This window comes from Vibrio sp. 1249-1, from assembly GCF_033340495.1.
In genome coordinates this window covers 697,565-716,028 of record NZ_JAWOWJ010000002.1, presented here as the reverse complement: position 1 = coordinate 716,028, position 18,464 = coordinate 697,565, and the positions used below count along the sequence as shown (strand labels likewise).

Below are 18,464 nucleotides of genomic sequence, written 5' to 3'. Positions count from 1 at the left end.
TAATTTACGTGATCTACATCTAAAATTTCGCGAAAGTGAGGACTACTGGCTAAGCTAAAAGAAAACGATAAGGATGCCGATATGAAGTGGTTCTTTATTTTACTTAGCTTTTGCTGCTTTAGTGTGTTTGGTGGAGAAAACACCAGAGAAGATGAATTAAGTCACTTTGACACGCCGTTTCTCATCGGAGACTGGTATTTGATGAACCCAAACCCCGAAGAGTCGGCTGAAAACTTTCGTGCGATCAAACTCTCATTAGGTTCTGACTACAGCTTTTCTATTGATATTCAAAAGAAAGACTATTCCGTTGACCATTGGGAAGGGCTGTATAACGCAAATGAAGACACCATCGTTCTTGGTTTAAACACCGACGAGCCTCAAATTTATGCCTATCGCAACAACCATAATACGCTTGATCTTAATGGTGTAACATTCACTAAGGGATTATCCAATTCACTTGCAGGTATTTGGTCTAGCTCTCACGTATCTGGCGACGGTCTTGTGGCAAACAACATTAATCAGATGGATTTGATACTTCAACCTGATTTCGTGTTCATGTTTAGGGTTTCGAACGAAGAAGGGGATGAGTCCATCAAACAAGGTGTGTTTTACACAGAAGATGAGTTTCTGGTTCTGTTGTATGAAAATGGCGAGCATGGAACCACGTATAAGCTCAACAAGAATGAGCTAACGATCGAAGATTCCAATGGTGATATGTACGCCGTACTCAATAGAGTTACGCCATGATGCCTTTAACATGCGCCAAATTACGCGTGCGTACGGTAAGTCATTAATGTTGTTTAAATGTTAATCAAAAAACGGAGCTAGAGCACTAAAAGCTCCGTTTTTTGATGGAAAGACTTGTATTCTGATACCACAACCCCTACAAATAGCTTATATAGTGATACCAGAACTGCATTTTTGATCATGCAGTCTGGTATTTTTGTTGTTCGACATACAAGGATTTATGCTCATGTCTCAAGCTCCCCTGGCCAAATATCGTAAAGATTATAAAGAGCCATCTCATGCGATTACTGATATCGATCTTACTTTTGATCTATATGACAATGACACAATCGTTACGGCGGTATCAAAAGTTGCTCAAAAAGGCGATACAACAACGCTAGAACTCGATGGCGAAGGGCTTGAGCTACGCGCTGTAAAAGTAAATGGTGAGGATTGGGCTCATCACGAGGTGAAGGAGTCATCGCTGGTACTGACCGATCTTCCATCCGAGTTTGAACTTGAAATCGTCACCAAAATTGATCCTGAAGCGAATACAGCACTCGAAGGTTTGTACAAATCAGGCGGCGCATTTTGTACTCAGTGTGAGGCTGAGGGCTTCCGCCGTATCACGTACTATCTAGACCGTCCGGATGTTCTAGCAAAATACACAACAAAAGTGATCGCAGATAAAGCGGTTTATCCATATTTGCTGAGCAATGGTAACCGAATTGCAGAAGGCGATGCAGAGAACGGTCGTCACTGGGTTCAATGGCAGGATCCGCATCCAAAACCAGCTTACTTGTTCGCCCTTGTTGCAGGCGACTTTGATGTATTGCGTGACAAATATACAACGATGTCAGGTCGCAGTGTTGATTTAGAAATCTTTGTTGATAAAGGTAACTTAGATCGTGCAGGCCATGCGATGACATCGCTGATCAACTCGATGAAGTGGGATGAGGAACGCTTTGGCCTAGAATACGATCTGGATATTTACATGATCGTTGCTGTTGATTTCTTCAACATGGGTGCAATGGAAAACAAAGGCTTGAACATTTTTAACTCAAAATATGTGCTGGCGAACGATCAAACTGCGACAGATCGTGATTATTTAGGCATCGAAGCTGTGATCGGTCATGAGTACTTCCACAACTGGACTGGCAACCGTGTCACTTGTCGTGACTGGTTCCAACTAAGTCTAAAAGAAGGCTTAACCGTATTCCGAGACCAAGAATTCTCTTCTGACTTAGGCTCTCGTGCTGATAACCGTATTGATAACGTACGTATTATTCGTGGTCCTCAATTTGCGGAAGATGCAAGCCCAATGTCTCACCCGATTCGTCCTGACAAAGTCATTGAGATGAATAACTTCTACACGCTAACGGTGTATGAAAAGGGCAGCGAAGTTATTCGTATGTACCATACACTCCTTGGCGAAGAGGGCTTCCAAAAAGGAATGAAACTTTATTTTGAACGTCACGATGGTACCGCCGCGACGTGTGAAGACTTTGTTTCTGCAATGGAAGATGCCACCGGTGTTGATTTAAAACAGTTCCGTCTGTGGTACAGCCAATCGGGTACACCAACGCTGCGCGTAAATAGCGAATACAACGCTGATGCAAAAACTTACGCACTAACGGTAGAGCAATTTACGGAGCCGACGCAAGACCAAGCAGAAAAACAAGCGCTGCATATTCCGTTCGATATCGAGTTGTATGATTCGAAAGGTCGAGTTATCCCACTGGTGATTAACGGTGAATCAGTTAATAACGTGCTGGATATTAAACAAGATAAGCAAACGTTCGTATTTGAAAATGTCGAAGAACAGCCAGTGCCATCTTTGTTGCGTGAATTCTCGGCACCAGTCAAATTAGAATACGATTACAGCGATGACGAGTTAGTCTTCTTGATGAAGCACGCAACGAACGATTTTGCTCGATGGGACGCTAGCCAAATGCTATTGGCTAAATACATTCGTCAGAATGTGAAAAACGTTCAAGCGGGACAAGAAGTATCGCTTTCTGAAGGTGTGATAGATGCTTTCCGCGGTGTGCTGTTGGATGAAACGCTTGAGCCTGCTTTCATTGCTCAAGTTTTCTCTATGCCTTCAATCAATGAGATTACTGGTTGGTACCAGCAAATTGATATCGATGCCGTAGACAAAGTGCTAAACAGCATTACAGTGTCACTTTCTAAGGAATTAGAAGATGAGCTAAGTGCGACTTATCACACGCTTAAGCAAACAGAGTATACGATCGACCATGCTGCTATTGGCAAGCGTGCTTTACGTAACCGTTGCCTTCAGTACCTAGCATATACGGAAAAAGGTAATGATTTAGTCAACGCGCAGTACGCATCTGCAAATAACATGACAGATACGATTGCTGCGATGAGTGCCGCAAATAACGCTCAGCTCGAGTGTCGTGAAGCACTTATGGCTGATTATAGCGATAAATGGAAGCACGATGGTTTGGTTATGGATAAGTGGTTTGCACTGCAAGGTAGCAATCCTGCAGAGGATGCTCTTGAAAAAGTAAAAGCAACCATGAACCACGAAGCATTTAGTTTGAAAAATCCGAACCGTACGCGCAGCTTAATTGGCTCGTTCTTAAGTGCGAACCCTGTACGTTTCCATGATAAATCCGGTGTAGGTTACCAATTTGCCGGTGAAATTCTTCGCCAACTAAATGATTCGAACCCACAAGTAGCTTCTCGAATGATTGATCCTTTGCTTAAGTTCCGTAAATACGATGAAGCTCGCCAAGCAATGATTCGTGCAGAACTTGAAAAGCTCAAAGCAATGGATAATCTTGCTAAAGATCTATTCGAAAAAGTGACTAAAGCACTAGACGAATAGTAAACAACACAATAGGGTGGTCATTAAGACCACCTTATTTGTTTATGTCACTTAGTTTTCACTTCATGAACTATTACTACTTCAATCTCAACATTTCATATCAAACGTTTTTATCTCATTATTCTGGTGCGGCAAGTGTTGTTCAAGTTGTCACACACAACGGTTTGCGTTTGCAGTTACCCGCCGCGAGATTTAGACCATTTCTTAGTCAATTGGGCGTTAGAGGCCAGTTTAGACTAACAACTGACCAAAATAATAAGTTTCTTAAGTTAGAAACTCTGTGATGTATTGTATTTGCAGAGAGTTAAATAGGAATCTTAGTCACAGAATCGGACATTTCACCTCTTACCACTACGATTAGTTGTTAAACATTTGTAATTATGCTTTTACAATGGGCACATGCATTACCTATGCTTAGTTTCTAAGGTAACAACCTAGCTACTAAGTCCCCCTACAAAACAACAATTCTAATGTGGAGTGTGAATATGACCGCGCGTGAAAATGTAGTGCCGGTTCTGCTTGAAAAGGTTTACCAACTGATTCAAGACAAACTCGAGCTTTCTCACCAAACGCTTGTAACTAAACTTGCTCAACACTTATTCAGTAACATTGCTGATGATGATCTAATTCAGCGAAACGAATCCGACCTTTATGGTGCTGTCGTTAGCCTTTGGCACCATATCAATGAAAAAAAACCAGAAGAGATTTCGGTTCGAGTATTTAACCCGACCGTAAGTCGTCAAGGCTGGCAATCCACACACACAATCGTAGAAATTGTTGTTCCAGATAGTCCATTCTTAGTGGACTCAGTCAAAATGGCTTTAGCACGTTTGGATCTTGTTTGTCACCTAATGTTGAATAACCCAACACAGATTCAGCGTGATAAAAAAGGCCAAGTTACAGACGTAAACGGTGAGGGTGGTGTTCTTCAATCACTTTTCCACATAGAGGTAGACCGCCTTACTAGTAAAGACGAGATGCAAGCGCTTAAAGAAGAGCTGTTAAGAATTCTATCTGATACTCGCTTAGTCGTTGATGACTGGAAGCAGATGGTTGATAAGCTTAAGTTTGTTACTGATGAACTTGAGAAAAATAAAGATCGTGTTTCTATCCAAACTGATCGTATGGATGAAACGATCGCATTTCTTCGTTGGCTAGAAGATCATAACTTTACCTTTATGGGTTATAAAGATTATGACTTAAAAGAGGTCAATGGTGATACCGAACTTGTTCCTGCTAAAGAAAAAGGACTAGGTCTGTTTGCTGATGACAAGCGCGTGCGTAGCGTCAAGCTCTCTGAATTATCAGATTCAGCGCGATTAGAAGCGAAAAAACCATACGCTCTGATCATCACCAAAGGTAACAAAGCATCTCGTATCCACCGTCCGGCTTATACTGATTACATCGGTATTAAAAAGTTTGATGAAAACGGTAAAGTAATAGGTGAGCATCGCTTTACTGGTTTATATACCTCCGCCGTTTACAACCAAGCGGTACAAAGTATTCCTCTGATCCGTGAAAAAGTTGACCGTATCCTTGAAGCAAGTGGATACCGCCACGGATCATACTCATACAAAGCATTGCACAATATCTTAGAAAACTACCCACGCGACGAGTTGCTTCAAGCTAATGAAGAAGAGCTGCTTGAGGTGGGAATGGGTGTTGTACAAATGCAAGATCGTGACTTGCTGCGTTTGTTTGTTCGTAAAGACCCATTTGGTCGTTTCTTCAGTTGCATGGTTTATGTCACTAAAGATCGTTACAACACAGAATTGCGTCGTCAAACTCAACGCATTCTTAAGCAGTACTTTGGTTGCGAGCAAGAGGTTGAATTTACAACGTACTTCTCAGAAAGCCCACTAGCGAGAACACATTACATTGTTCGTGTAGACAATAACAACATTGACGTAGACGTGAAAAAGATCGAGCAAAATCTAATGGAAGTTTCTACCTCTTGGGATGACAGACTAAAAGAATCCATCATTGCTAACTTTGGTGAAAGTAAAGGCCTTCCTCTTTCAAAAGAATATATGAGTGCGTTCCCTCGCTCATACAAAGAGGACATGATGCCAGGTTCTGCGGTTGCAGATATCGAGCGCTTAGAAGCGTTAAGTGATGATAATAAACTTGGTATGTTGTTCTACCGACCTCAAGAAGAGGGAGCAGATTCCAAAGCTGTCCGCTTAAAGTTATATCATCGCGATGAACCAATTCACCTTTCTGACGTAATGCCGATGTTGGAAAACCTTGGTTTGCGTGTGATTGGCGAATCGCCATATGAGATCGAGAAAAACAACGGTCAGACCTTCTGGATCCTTGACTTCTCTATGCTGCATAAGAGCGAGAAAACCGTTGACCTTCGTGAAGCTCGTGATCGTTTCCAACAAGCATTTGCTGCCATTTGGGCGGGTAATCTTGAAAGTGATGGTTTCAACCGATTGTTATTAGGTGCGTCTTTATCTGGCCGTGAGATTTCCATTCTTCGCGCTTACGCACGATACATGCGCCAAGTCGGCTTCCCATTCAGTCAGCAGTACATCGAAGACACGCTAAGCCACTACCCAGACTTAGCGACAGGTCTAGTCAAGCTGTTCACCAAGCGATTTGATCCGAAACACAAAGGCAGCGAGAAAGGCCAAAACGATCTAATTAAAAAGCTAACAGAGCAGTTGGATCGTGTAGAGAGCTTGGATGATGATCGTATTATTCGTCGTTATATCGAAATGATCATGGCGACGCTTCGTACCAACTACTACCAAGTAGACGAGAATAAGCAGCCTAAGCCTTGGTTATCTTTGAAAATGAAGCCAAGCGATATTCCTGAGATTCCGCAGCCTGTACCTGCATTCGAGATCTTTGTTTACGCACCAGATATTGAAGGTGTTCACCTTCGTGGTGGAAAAGTGGCTCGTGGTGGTTTGCGTTGGTCAGATCGTCAAGAAGACTTCCGTACGGAGATTCTTGGCTTAGTGAAAGCGCAACAGGTTAAGAACACTGTAATTGTACCAGTGGGTGCAAAAGGCGGCTTCGTTTGTAAACGCCAGCCATCTCTCACCAGTCGTGATGAAATTTTTGCGGAAGGTCAGCGTTGTTACAAACGCTTTATCCGTGCACTGCTTGATGTGTCAGATAACATCATTGAAGGAGAGGTGGTACCACCACAAAACGTTGTTCGTCACGATGAAGATGACCCATATCTAGTAGTGGCTGCCGATAAAGGCACAGCAACCTTCTCAGATTTGGCAAACTCTGTTTCTGCAGAATACAACTTCTGGCTAGGTGACGCATTCGCTTCAGGTGGTTCAAACGGTTACGATCACAAAGCAATGGGAATCACCGCAAAAGGTGGTTGGGAATCTGTTAAACGTCACTTCCGTGAAATGGGCATCAACTGTCAGACCACTGATTTTACTGCAATCGGTGTAGGTGATATGGCAGGTGACGTGTTCGGTAACGGTATGCTGCTATCGAAGCATATTCGATTGCAAGCTGCGTTTAACCACATGCACATCTTTATTGATCCAAATCCAGATTCAGCCAGCAGCTGGGAAGAGCGTAACCGCTTGTTTAATTTGCCAAGATCAAGCTGGGAAGATTACAACAAAGACTTGATCTCTCAAGGTGGTGGCATCTTCTCTCGTCGATCAAAATCGATCCAGTTGACGCCAGAAATTCAGAAAATGTTAGGTACGAAGAAAGCATCTTTAGCGCCTAACGATCTGATAAAGATGATCTTGAAAATGAAAGTCGATCTTCTTTGGAACGGTGGTATCGGCACTTACGTTAAATCATCGACAGAAACTCATACAGATGTTGGTGACCGTGCTAACGACATGCTGCGCATTGACGGCCGTGACTTAAGAGCCAAAGTGGTTGGCGAAGGTGGTAACTTGGGTATGACTCAGCTTGGTCGTATCGAATACGCACTAACTGGCGGTCGAGTGAACACGGACTTCGTTGATAACGTAGGTGGCGTTGACTGTTCGGATAATGAAGTCAACATCAAGATCTTCCTCAATGGACTGGTTTCAAATGGCGATCTTACGGTTAAGCAACGTAACCAAATTCTAGAGTCTATGGAAGACGAAGTGGGTGAAATTGTCTTGGATGATGCTTACCGTCAGTCGGAGTCGATCTCTGTTACTGAACAGCAAGGTGTTGGCATTGTTAAGGAGCAAATTCGATTCATCCACACTATGGAGAAAGCAGGGTACTTGGACCGTGCTCTCGAATACATTCCTGATGATGAAACGCTAATCGAGCGTGAAAAACAGGGACTAGGTCTGACTCGCCCTGAGCTATCAGTGTTAGTTGCCTACGGTAAAATGGTACTTAAACAGCAACTTGTTACGGATGAAATCGCAAATGATGAATTCCATGCAAAACAACTTGTTGAATATTTCCCAAGTGCGTTACGACGTAACTATAAAGATCAAATGGTTAATCACCCACTGCGAGCTGAAATTATCGCTACAGCATTGGCTAACCAGATGGTTAATGAAATGGGCTGTAACTTCGTTACTCGTTTGCAAGAAGAAACTGGTGCAAGTGTTGTCGATATTGCCAACGCTTACAGTGCGGCTAGAGAAATCTTTGATTTAGAAGAAATCCTCAAGCAAACTCGCAAACTTGATAACGTTGCGACAGCGCAAGCTCAATACGAAATTATGTTTTACGTGCGCCGAGCACTGCGTCGAATTGCACGCTGGTTGCTTCGTAACCGTAGCGGCAAATGCACGGTCGGTGAGTTGATTGCTATCTACAAGCAAGATGTCAATGTTATCACTGAAACCCTAGACACTATGTTAGTTGAGTCTGAAGTTGAAGAACACAATGAGTTGGCTCAAGGTTGGATAGAGAAAGGGGTTGAAGAGAAACTCGCTCACCAAGTTGCCCGCTTATCAAGCTTACAATCTGCACTGGATATTTCATCAGTAGCAAGTGAAACAGGTAAAACGGTTGAGCAAGCATCGAAACTCTACTTTAACTTGGGTGACCGTTTATCGTTGCATTGGTTCTTGAAGCAAATTAATAGCCAAGCCGTTGATAACAACTGGCAAGCACTTGCAAGAGCGGCATTCCGTGAAGATCTGGACTGGCAACAACGTCAACTTACCGCTCAGGTACTGACTTGTGGCTGCTCAACCGAAGAGCTTGACGTGATGGCTGCGTTAGAAGATTGGATTGAAACTAACGAGCAATCGTTGCACCGCTGGGAGAGTATCTTAAACGAGTTCAAAGTTGGCTCAGTACACGAATTTGCTAAGTTCTCTGTAGCACTTCGAGAGCTAGTACTTTTAAACCTCAACTGCTCATCGAAAGAGTAGTGGAATAATCAAGTCATAAGTAAAAGCCTCGTTATTTAACGGGGCTTTTTATTATCTATTATTCACATTTGGAACGAAAATAGTTACATTGTCACATTGAGTTGAAATTAAAACAGAGTGAAATCGATTGCTTTTAAGCGGTTAGTTACGATTTTTATCGCAGAAACTTGATTGTAATTGTTTGTTTTATATTTGAAAATCTTATAAAGATATAGGTTTTTACTTATTACGTTCATTTTCATTGAATTACGATGAAAAACGGTAAATAATATTGTCCCGTTTATACGGGGCTTTTTTCTTTCGGAGGCACAATGCTTTACCGTCTAGCCAGAACTGGCTTTTTCCAACTCGATGCCGAGAAGGCACATGATCTTGCAATCAAGAACTTCCAACGCTTTAACGGCACACCACTTGATCTCTTTTACCGCCAACAGTTACCAACTCGTCCAGTTGAGTGTATGGGTCTAACATTCCGTAACCCTGTTGGTCTTGCGGCTGGTTTAGATAAAAACGGCGAATGTATTGAAGCATTTGATGCCATGGGCTTTGGCTTTGTCGAAGTCGGCACTGTAACGCCACGACCACAACCAGGTAATGATAAACCACGCTTATTCCGTTTAGTGGAAGCAGAGGGGATCATCAACCGCATGGGCTTTAATAACCTAGGCGTTGATAATTTGATCGAGAATGTTAAACGAGCAAAATTCAATTGTGTTCTCGGAATTAATATCGGTAAAAATAAAGATACGCCAATTGAAAAAGGGGCAGAGGACTACCTGATTTGTATGGAAAAAGTGTATGAGTATGCTGGCTATATTGCAGTAAACATCTCATCGCCAAACACTCCAGGTCTTCGTTCACTTCAATATGGTGAAGCGCTTGATGAACTGCTTTCCGAATTAAAAGCGAAACAAGCGGAGTTATCAGAGAAGTACAACAAGTATGTCCCGTTAGCATTAAAGATTGCGCCAGATTTAAGTGACGATGAAATCTGCCAAATCTGCGATTCTTTATTGAAAAACAATATAGATGGTGTGATCGCGACTAACACAACTTTGGATCGCACGATCGTAGAAGGGATGAAACACGCCAATGAGGCAGGTGGCTTGAGTGGTCGCCCTGTGCAATCACGCTCTACGGAGGTCGTACGTAAGCTTCATGAAGAGCTTGGAGACAAACTTCCAATTATCGGTGTTGGTGGTGTAGATTCCTATGTTGCAGCCAAAGAAAAGATCATGGCAGGCGCTAAACTTGTTCAAGTCTATACTGGCTTTATTTACCACGGCCCAGGTCTCGTACGTGATATTGTTAAGAATCTTTAACATATACATCAAAAACTACTGAAAAATCAGTACCTGTTACATAAAAAAGAGGACTTTGTTTCCTCTTTTTTTTTATCCGTTCGTTTGTAGAATTTAAAAATCACGAGTAGGTAATTAAGCGTCTTACCTCTTTACCACTGATTTAACTAGTCAAGAGAGAACGGAATAATGCTTAAACCCAGCGACAAATGGAATTGGTATTTTGACGAGCAAAAAGCTTGCTTAATGCTGGATCTGGGGGAGGAAATGATTTTCCAAACCAATCTATCCCGAAAATTGTTGGTTAACTGTGCCTTCTCAAACAGTGAATTTACCGTTGATGACGCCAGCGCATTTCAAACGTTTAATGAGCGCATTCGCTGTCTCGATATCAGTGAATATCGCCAAGCTGAATTAACACTGTATTGTGTTGCTGCAAAGCGTTTTCATAAACCTGTACAGCCTAAGAGCTGGTTCTTCGATGCACAGTCCTCTGATTATGAACCTCAAGAAGGGGACATGGTCTTTCTCACAAATCAATATTCTGATGGTATGTTCATCGTTCTAGAACCAGGCGAAACATCGAGCTTATGTGCTTATGTTAACCAAGAAGCCTTTGTTCTTGATGGCAATAAGGCGCTTCAATTTGGGCAGCCGATTAAAGTAATGCATGATCGCATGGCTTGTGCAAACCACCTCTTTGCAATGACCCCTATGGCAATGGTGGGTTAAAGCTGTTTAATTTTTCTTTATTTCGTTCCTTTGTTTGCCTTAATCGACCTTAGTGGGTCGATTTTTTTTGTCCTTTCCTCTGACACTCCAATCCGAAATACCATGAAACTGTTTGTTTTCTATGCATGCAAACATGAAGCTGGTCACTTTTATTTTACTTATTTCAATTTGATTACCCCTTTAACTAGGCAACCTAGCGCCTAAAACAACCCTATTTATTCCCCTATAAAGGGTATTTGTAAGTAATTTACATCAATCAATCCACACTGGTATATACCAAAATGAGCGTAAATAAGTATTCACTTCTTCTAAAGGAAACAAAATACGTTCATGAATGAAAAACATTCAAACTAAAGATGTTGAAAGTTTTAGATCATTTGAGTGGTGATGATTTGAACTAACGGGTGGGAAAATACCTTTAAAAACGAGGCATTGATCGTAAAGTCAGGTATAATTGAAGCCATTTTTTATCAGCGAAAGAACACTATGAATCAATATCTCGCGGTAACTTCAAATGGCATGGAAAATTTGCTTGTTGAAGAACTGACTAAACTAGGCATTGAAAATGCGAAACCAGTACAGGCAGGCGTAAAATTTAAAGCGACAAACGAACAGGTTTATCGCTGTTGTTTGTGGAGCCGTTTAGCGTCTCGATTTGTACGTGTTTTATCTGAGTTCACGTGTAACAACGACATGGACTTGTATCTATCCACTTCCACTATTAACTGGGTTAACCAATTTCATAGCTCTAAACGCTTTGTTGTGGACTTTAACGGCACAAACCGTGAGATTAGAAATAGCCAATACGGGGCTATGAAGGTCAAAGATGGCATCGTAGATTGCTTTGAGAACAAAGGCTTGCCACGTCCTAATATCAGCAAAGAACGCCCAGATATTCGTATTCACGTTCGTTTGCATAAAGATAAAGCGTTGCTTGGGGTAGACATGGTAGGTAGTGGTCTTCATCAGCGTGGTTATCGACCAGAATCGGGTCGTGCGCCATTACGTGAAACGCTTGCTTCTGCGATTATCATGCGTTGTGGCTGGGATGGGCATCAACCATTACTCGATCCAATGTGTGGTTCTGGTACTTTGCTTATTGAAGCGGCAATGATGGCAGCCAACATGGCACCTGGCGTTAAGCGCAAACAATGGGGCTTCGAAGTTTTGGAAGACTTTGAACCGGAGACCTGGGCTGAGATTAAATCAGAGGCTAATGTTCAAGCTAGACGGGGTGTCAAGAAAGTTGACGCTAAGTTTTTTGGATTCGATAACGACCCCAAAGTATTAAAAGTCGCTCAAGAAAACGCCCGCAGAGCAGGTGTTGAAGAGTTGATTGAGTTTGCGCAAGGTGATGCTGCAACTATTACTCGTCCCGCAGGATTTGAACACGGTGTTATCGTTTCAAACCCACCTTACGGTGAGCGTCTAGGAACTGAGCCGGGGCTGATTGCGCTCTATACCGCATTCGGTGGACAGCTAAAATCTGAGTTTGGCGGATGTAAAGCATCTATCTTCTCTAGCTCGGACGAGCTCTTGAGTTGCCTTCGTATGCGCGCTGATAAACAGTTTAAATTGAACAACGGTGCGTTACCGTGTCACCAAAAGAACTACAGCATTGCCGAGCGCAGCGCTGATGAAGTTAAAGGTGCAGATACTAACGTTCAAATCGCACCAGACTTCTCAAACCGTTTGAAGAAAAACATTGGCAAGATTGGCAAGTGGGCTCGTAAAGAGAAACTAGACTGCTATCGTATCTACGATGCAGACCTTCCAGAATACAACGTAGCGATCGACGTGTACGGCGATCAAATTGTGATTCAAGAGTACGCAGCACCTAAGAACATCCCTGAAGAAAAAGCCAAGCGTCGTCTAACGGACATTATCCGTGCGACGATTCAGGTGACCGGTGTTGAAGCGAACAAAGTTGTACTGAAAGTTCGTGAGAAGCAGAAAGGTCGAAGCCAGTACCAAAAATTAGGTCAGGTATCAGAGACGCTCGAAGTAAACGAGTACGGTGTGAAGCTGATCGTGAACCTTCATGACTACCTAGACACAGGCCTGTTCTTGGATCATAAGATCACTCGTCGTCGTCTTGGCGAAATGGCACAGGGTAAAGATTTCCTTAACTTGTTTGCTTACACTGGCAGTGCAACAGTGCACGCTGCAGTTGGTGGTGCTCGGTCCACTACAACTGTCGATATGTCAAACACCTACTTGAATTGGGCGAAAGACAATATGCAGCTTAATGGCTGTGTAGGGCGCCAACATAAATATGAACAAGCGGACTGTTTGCAATGGCTAGAAAACGCAAAAGGTGAATACGACTTGATCTTTATTGACCCACCTACGTTCTCTAACTCTAAGCGTATGGAAACATCATTCGATGTACAACGTGACCACATTAAGCTAATGAAGAACCTCAAACGCTTACTGAGAAGTGAAGGCACAATCGTATTTTCAAATAACAAACGTCACTTCAAGATGGATGAAGAATCACTCGCTGAATTGGGTTTGAAGGTTCAGAATATTTCTTCTCAAACGTTACCATTAGATTTTGCGCGTAATAAACAGATTCATAACTGTTGGCTAGTAACGCACGCGTAGTATAAACAAAAGGATTAATACGTGCTGATATTGTATAGCACTGAGGGATGCCATCTTTGTGAGATGGCATTTGCTCTAGTAGACCAAGTCGGTTTGGCCGAGCAAACAGATATCATTGATATTGCGTTTGATGATGTACTATTTTCTCGTTACGGCGTCACAATACCCGTATTAAAATATCAAGATTCTGAGTTGAACTGGCCGTTTGACTTAGAACAACTCACACATTGGTTGGATAATAATGGCATTACTTACCATTCATAACGCACAACTTGCATTTGGTGACCACCCATTGCTAGACAAAGCGGAGTTCGCTCTTCAAGAAAACGAACGCGTTTGTTTAGTTGGTCGTAACGGAGCAGGTAAGTCCACGTTAATGAAAGTGCTTGCCGGCGACATTTTGTTGGATGATGGCAAGATTCAAATAACTCAAGACGTAGTAGTTTCTCGGCTTGAACAAGATCCACCGCGCAATCAAGAGGGTACGGTTTACGAATACGTATCTGGCGGTTTGGCTGAAATCGGCGAACAATTGAAGATTTATCACGATCTTCTCGATCTTGTTGCTCAAGACCCAAGTGAGAAGAACATTAACCGTTTGGCGAAAGTTCAAGAGCAGCTTGATCATTCTAATGCTTGGCGCTTTGATGACCGTGTTAAGAACGTACTTGGCGCTTTAAAACTAAGCCCTGAAACCAAACTGACCGATCTATCCGGTGGCTGGCAACGTAAAGCTGCTTTAGCTCGTGCGCTGGTTTGTGATCCTGATGTATTGCTTCTTGATGAACCAACAAACCATCTCGATGTGACAACGATCGAATGGTTAGAGAACTTCTTAAAAGACTTCAAAGGCTCGATCATCTTTATTTCTCACGACCGTGCATTCATCAAGTCGATGGCGACACGCATCGTCGACTTAGATCGCGGTCAATTAGCTTCTTTCCCTGGTAATTACGAACAGTATTTGAATGACAAAGAAGAAATGCTTCGCGTCGAAGAAATGCAGAATGCTGAGTTCGATAAGAAACTAGCTCAGGAAGAAGTGTGGATTCGTCAAGGCATTAAAGCACGTCGTACTCGTAATGAAGGCCGTGTTCGAGCCCTTAAAAAACTTCGTGAAGAGCGTCGTGACCGTCGTGAAGTTCAAGGTAAAGTTAACCTAAACATCGATGATGCTTCTCGTTCTGGTAAGATTGTATTTGAAGCAGAAAATGTATCTTTTGCTTACGAAGGCAAGACAATTGTCGACGACTTTAGCTTTAACATCATGCGTGGTGACCGTATTGCACTTATCGGACCAAATGGCTGCGGTAAGAGTACGGTACTTAAATTGCTATTGGGGCAATTGGAAGCGCAGTCTGGTCGTTTACACTGCGGAACAAAATTAGAAGTCGCGTACTTTGATCAGTACCGAGAGATTTTGGATCCAGAAAAGACAGTGATCGATAACTTAGCGGATGGGAAACAAGAAGTAATGGTTGGGGGACGTCAGCGTCATGCGCTGAGTTATCTTCAAGACTTCTTATTTGCACCTAAGCGCGCCAGAACCCCGGTTAAGGCACTTTCTGGTGGTGAGAAAAACCGATTATTGCTAGCCCGTATCTTGTTGAAACCAAACAACTTACTTATTCTTGATGAACCAACTAACGATTTGGATATCGAAACGTTGGAACTTTTAGAAGAAATGCTTGCCAATTATCAGGGTACATTATTGTTAGTGAGTCACGACCGTGAGTTCGTAGACAACACAGTAACAACAAGCTGGATTTTTGAGGGTAACGGTATAATCGAAGAGTTCGTTGGTGGTTATCATGATGCTAAACAACAGCGTGACCAAGTTCTTGCTTCGCGCAGTCAGGTTGAAAAACCAACGAAGAAAGAGAAAGTGGTTGAGGAAACTCCCAAAACTACGCAACCTAAGAACAATTCGAAGAAGTTATCGTATAAGCTGCAAAGAGAATTAGAGGCTCTACCAGCTAAACTTGAACAATTAGAGTCGGATATCGAGAGCCTTCAGGAGCAAGTGAACGATCCAGAGTTCTTTGCTAAACCTGTAGAGCAAACTCAGCCGGTATTGGAACAGCTTGCTGCACTAGAGCAGGAGTTGGAAATCGCATTCGAGAGATGGGAAGAACTCGAAGCAATGCAACAGGATAGTTAAGAATTCAATGAATTGTAGTAATAAATTCAAATTGACCGCCATTGCAATGATGGTTGGTACCACAATGAACGCACAGGCGGCATTGTATCAAGTTGTTGAGGTTTCACCTCAGGATCATGGTTCAAACGGTGACTACCAAACGGCTTACGGGGTTGCAATTCAACAGGGCGATGCAGGTACAGATCCTTCAACAGGTTCACCTTTCGCTTTAGGCTGCTTTGATGCAGCAGCAAACTGCACGCCAGAGCAGTTTAAACTTGCAATGGAAACTCGCACTACACCGATTTCAGCGACACAAGCCGTGGATGGGAACAGCTATCGTGAAGAAATCCCATTCGGATTAGACGCTGGCTTTTATTACATCCAAGAACTCAAAGACTTTGAGCGTTACTGTTACAACCAGCTTCGTTATTCCACCTGTGACTCTTGGGCTTCAGTAAACTGGACGCCGTGGAATAAAGAACGTAGTAAAGACTTTACTTCTAATGCGTTAGCGTTCATAGAAGAAGATTCTACTGCTTATAAAAATGAATATAACAATGTTATCAACCAGCTTACCGAGGGTGGTGCAGCTGTCGGTAATCAGAGTAAAGTTAGCACAGAAAATACTTCTACATTAGAAACACGAAATACCGTAGTTGCACCAGTAGAGCCAAATATTCTTACTGGCGATAGTGACGCAAGTGTTGTGCAAAGCCATGCTTGGAGCACAGACGGCATTTTTACTGTTGGCAGTGTTTCTCGAACAGCAAGCAATACCAATGGATCTCACCACACATCAAAAGCAGCGATTTGGGATCAAAGCGGAACCGTCAGTGAATTGGCTTGGCCTAGTGGCACATCTAAAGATGGAGAAAGGTTAGCTCAAGGGAGCATGCGTGACCTTGTCACTGATGGAACAACGGTCTATGGCGTAGGTTACAACACTTACAGTGATGATAACTACCTGAATGCGACTGTTTTTGTCGGAACTCTAGAAGCCGAAGGTAGCGTTGAAAACGCAACTTGGAAAAATAAAGTTGTTGTAGGAGCTAGACAGCGCGAAGGTGATGATACGGTTCATACAAACTCACGCTTAACCGACGTTAACTCTAATTTTGTTGCTATTGGTGAAGCGAAACGTTCGGGCGGATACTTAATGCCAACGGGCTCTGCTCCGAATCGTCTCTTTATCGTAGATGATGTTCGTAAGGATTCTATTAGCGCTTTTTACCCAACTACTGGCATTTTCTTTAGCGGTGCGGGCGGTAAGATGGGCGGTATCAACTCTTACAATGAAATCGTCGGGCAACTTGATGCGGAAACGACTCGTGAAGACGATGGCAAGCCACGTCGTAAGCGCGGTTTTGTCTATCCATATAGCGTAGGTGGCGAGACTAGTGAACGTGCTGCAACATTATTCAATGGAAAAGCTTGGTTCCTAGACAGTTTGACTAATGGCGGTGATTACTCTGAACAAAACAATCAGTTCCGTATTATCGACGCAACTGATATCAATGATGCAGGTGTGATCTCTGGTACTGCTATGAAATGTGCAGGTGGTTATAGCACAACAGCAAACAATGCTACATGTAGCTCTGAAGAGCAAATTGTAGCAGTCAAACTAGTACCTATTGCTGACGCAACTAAGGACGACATCGTATCTCGAAGCATTGACTCAACGACGACAGAGCGTCAAGGTGCAGGCCTTGGTTGGTTAGCTTTGACCATGCTTGGATTGTTTGGGTTCCGTAGAAAATAGTTAAAAATCGTCAGTAATTTTTAAATCAAGCAGAGGCTCACACATTTGAGTCTCTGCTTTTTTTATGCCTTGAGAAATTGCCTACTTTGATCGATTCTTATAAGTGGAGTCATAAAAACTCCATCAAAGTTTCACAATAACAGCTGTACGTTAGTAAATGGACCTGTATGAGGAATTAACTATGAAGAGACAAAAGCGTGATCGCCTAGAACGAGCTCAATCTCAAGGCTACAAAGCTGGGTTGAATGGAAGGTCTCAAGAGGCTTGCCCATATCAACAAGTTGATGCTCGGTCGTATTGGTTAGGTGGTTGGCGTGATGCCAGAGATGAAAGACAATCTGGTCTCTACAAATAAACTCTCCACATACAAAAAGAAGGATTCGAAAGGGCTCTACGGAGCCTTTTCTACATTATAGGGACATAGGGAAGTAGGTTAACACTCGACAACAAAAAGGCTCCTAAATAGGAGCCTTAATAAATCGATTAAAATCGTGATTAGAAGCTTGAAGTGTCTTGGAACAAGCCAACTTTCAAATCTTTTGCTACGTAGATTTCTTTGCCGTCCACACATACACGACCGTCGGCCAAACCCATCACAAGTTTACGGTTTACAACGCGTTTCATGTGGATTTCGTACGTCACTTTTTTCGCTGTTGGCAGGATCTGACCTGTAAACTTCACTTCGCCAACACCCAGAGCACGACCTTTTCCTTTGCCACCAACCCAGCCAAGGAAGAAACCAACAAGTTGCCACATCGCATCAAGGCCAAGACAACCCGGCATTACAGGGTCGCCAGGGAAGTGGCAGTCAAAGAACCACAAATCTGGAGTAATATCCAATTCCGCCAAGATCAAACCTTTACCAAAATCGCCTTCAGTCTCAGACATTTTAGTAACACGATCCATCATTAGCATGTTTGGCGCAGGAAGCTGAGGGTAACCAGGCCCAAACAGTTCGCCTTGGCTAGAAGCAAGTAGATCGTCACGGTTATAAGAATCACGTTTGTTTTGCATT

12 protein-coding genes are annotated in these 18,464 nt (G+C 42.9%); 11 read left to right on the top strand and 1 reads right to left on the bottom strand.

Annotated elements, in window-relative coordinates; genetic code table 11:
- The first annotated feature begins 81 nt into the window (after positions 1-81).
- The 11 genes from R7Z50_RS06600 to rmf all read left to right on the top strand — a co-directional run bounded on the left by R7Z50_RS06600 (position 82) and on the right by rmf (position 17,804).
- A complete protein-coding gene (locus tag R7Z50_RS06600; RefSeq protein WP_005377438.1) occupies positions 82-747 on the top strand; it encodes a hypothetical protein in 666 nt (221 codons plus the stop codon).
- A gap of 226 nt (positions 748-973) precedes the next feature.
- Entirely contained in the window at positions 974-3,580 is a 2,607-nt protein-coding gene (pepN, locus tag R7Z50_RS06595) for an aminopeptidase N (protein ID WP_025766613.1), read from the top strand.
- A 65-nt stretch (positions 3,581-3,645) separates the two neighbouring features.
- Entirely contained in the window at positions 3,646-3,864 is a 219-nt protein-coding gene (locus R7Z50_RS06590) for a DUF2835 domain-containing protein (RefSeq protein WP_005377440.1), read from the top strand.
- A gap of 201 nt (positions 3,865-4,065) precedes the next feature.
- Positions 4,066-8,907, top strand: coding sequence for an NAD-glutamate dehydrogenase (locus tag R7Z50_RS06585; protein WP_042522994.1), 4,842 nt, complete (start codon positions 4,066-4,068; stop codon positions 8,905-8,907).
- A gap of 311 nt (positions 8,908-9,218) precedes the next feature.
- Entirely contained in the window at positions 9,219-10,229 is a 1,011-nt protein-coding gene (pyrD, locus tag R7Z50_RS06580; RefSeq protein WP_017634281.1) for a quinone-dependent dihydroorotate dehydrogenase, read from the top strand.
- Positions 10,230-10,397: 168 nt separating this feature from the next.
- A complete protein-coding gene (locus tag R7Z50_RS06575; protein ID WP_005377444.1) occupies positions 10,398-10,940 on the top strand; it encodes a cell division protein ZapC in 543 nt (180 codons plus the stop codon).
- A 486-nt stretch (positions 10,941-11,426) separates the two neighbouring features.
- On the top strand, positions 11,427-13,547 hold the full coding sequence (rlmKL, locus tag R7Z50_RS06570) for a bifunctional 23S rRNA (guanine(2069)-N(7))-methyltransferase RlmK/23S rRNA (guanine(2445)-N(2))-methyltransferase RlmL (protein WP_054702333.1): 2,121 nt from the start codon (positions 11,427-11,429) through the stop codon (positions 13,545-13,547).
- A gap of 21 nt (positions 13,548-13,568) precedes the next feature.
- Positions 13,569-13,811, top strand: coding sequence for a glutaredoxin family protein (locus R7Z50_RS06565; RefSeq protein WP_017821808.1), 243 nt, complete (start codon positions 13,569-13,571; stop codon positions 13,809-13,811).
- Entirely contained in the window at positions 13,789-15,708 is a 1,920-nt protein-coding gene (locus tag R7Z50_RS06560) for an ABC transporter ATP-binding protein (RefSeq protein ID WP_005377449.1), read from the top strand. Before R7Z50_RS06565 ends, R7Z50_RS06560 begins: the two co-directional genes overlap by 23 nt.
- 7 nt (positions 15,709-15,715) lie before the next feature.
- Positions 15,716-17,449, top strand: coding sequence for a DUF3466 family protein (locus R7Z50_RS06555; protein ID WP_065274542.1), 1,734 nt, complete (start codon positions 15,716-15,718; stop codon positions 17,447-17,449).
- Positions 17,450-17,630: 181 nt separating this feature from the next.
- Positions 17,631-17,804: a ribosome modulation factor gene (gene rmf, locus R7Z50_RS06550; protein WP_005377453.1), complete on the top strand. Its 174-nt coding sequence runs from the start codon at positions 17,631-17,633 to the stop codon at positions 17,802-17,804.
- Between the two features lie 140 nt (positions 17,805-17,944).
- Here rmf and fabA read toward each other — a convergent pair whose 3' ends face one another.
- Positions 17,945-18,463 carry a bifunctional 3-hydroxydecanoyl-ACP dehydratase/trans-2-decenoyl-ACP isomerase gene (gene fabA, locus R7Z50_RS06545; protein WP_005390081.1) on the bottom strand — a complete coding sequence of 173 codons (519 nt, stop codon included), beginning with the start codon at positions 18,461-18,463 and terminating at the stop codon, positions 17,945-17,947.
- Between the last annotated feature and the right edge of the window lies 1 nt (position 18,464).

What these genes read in the sequence shown, in the direction of transcription:
- R7Z50_RS06600 (WP_005377438.1), top strand. Translation starts at nt 82, where the DNA reads ATGAAGTGGTTCTTTATTTTACTTAGCTTTTGCTGCTTTAGTGTGTTT.
- pepN (WP_025766613.1), top strand. Translation starts at nt 974, where the DNA reads ATGTCTCAAGCTCCCCTGGCCAAATATCGTAAAGATTATAAAGAGCCA.
- R7Z50_RS06590 (WP_005377440.1), top strand. Translation starts at nt 3,646, where the DNA reads ATGAACTATTACTACTTCAATCTCAACATTTCATATCAAACGTTTTTA.
- R7Z50_RS06585 (WP_042522994.1), top strand. Translation starts at nt 4,066, where the DNA reads ATGACCGCGCGTGAAAATGTAGTGCCGGTTCTGCTTGAAAAGGTTTAC.
- pyrD (WP_017634281.1), top strand. Translation starts at nt 9,219, where the DNA reads ATGCTTTACCGTCTAGCCAGAACTGGCTTTTTCCAACTCGATGCCGAG.
- R7Z50_RS06575 (WP_005377444.1), top strand. Translation starts at nt 10,398, where the DNA reads ATGCTTAAACCCAGCGACAAATGGAATTGGTATTTTGACGAGCAAAAA.
- rlmKL (WP_054702333.1), top strand. Translation starts at nt 11,427, where the DNA reads ATGAATCAATATCTCGCGGTAACTTCAAATGGCATGGAAAATTTGCTT.
- R7Z50_RS06560 (WP_005377449.1), top strand. Translation starts at nt 13,789, where the DNA reads ATGGCATTACTTACCATTCATAACGCACAACTTGCATTTGGTGACCAC.
- R7Z50_RS06555 (WP_065274542.1), top strand. Translation starts at nt 15,716, where the DNA reads ATGAATTGTAGTAATAAATTCAAATTGACCGCCATTGCAATGATGGTT.
- rmf (WP_005377453.1), top strand. Translation starts at nt 17,631, where the DNA reads ATGAAGAGACAAAAGCGTGATCGCCTAGAACGAGCTCAATCTCAAGGC.
- fabA (WP_005390081.1), bottom strand. Translation starts at nt 18,463, where the DNA reads ATGCAAAACAAACGTGATTCTTATAACCGTGACGATCTACTTGCTTCT.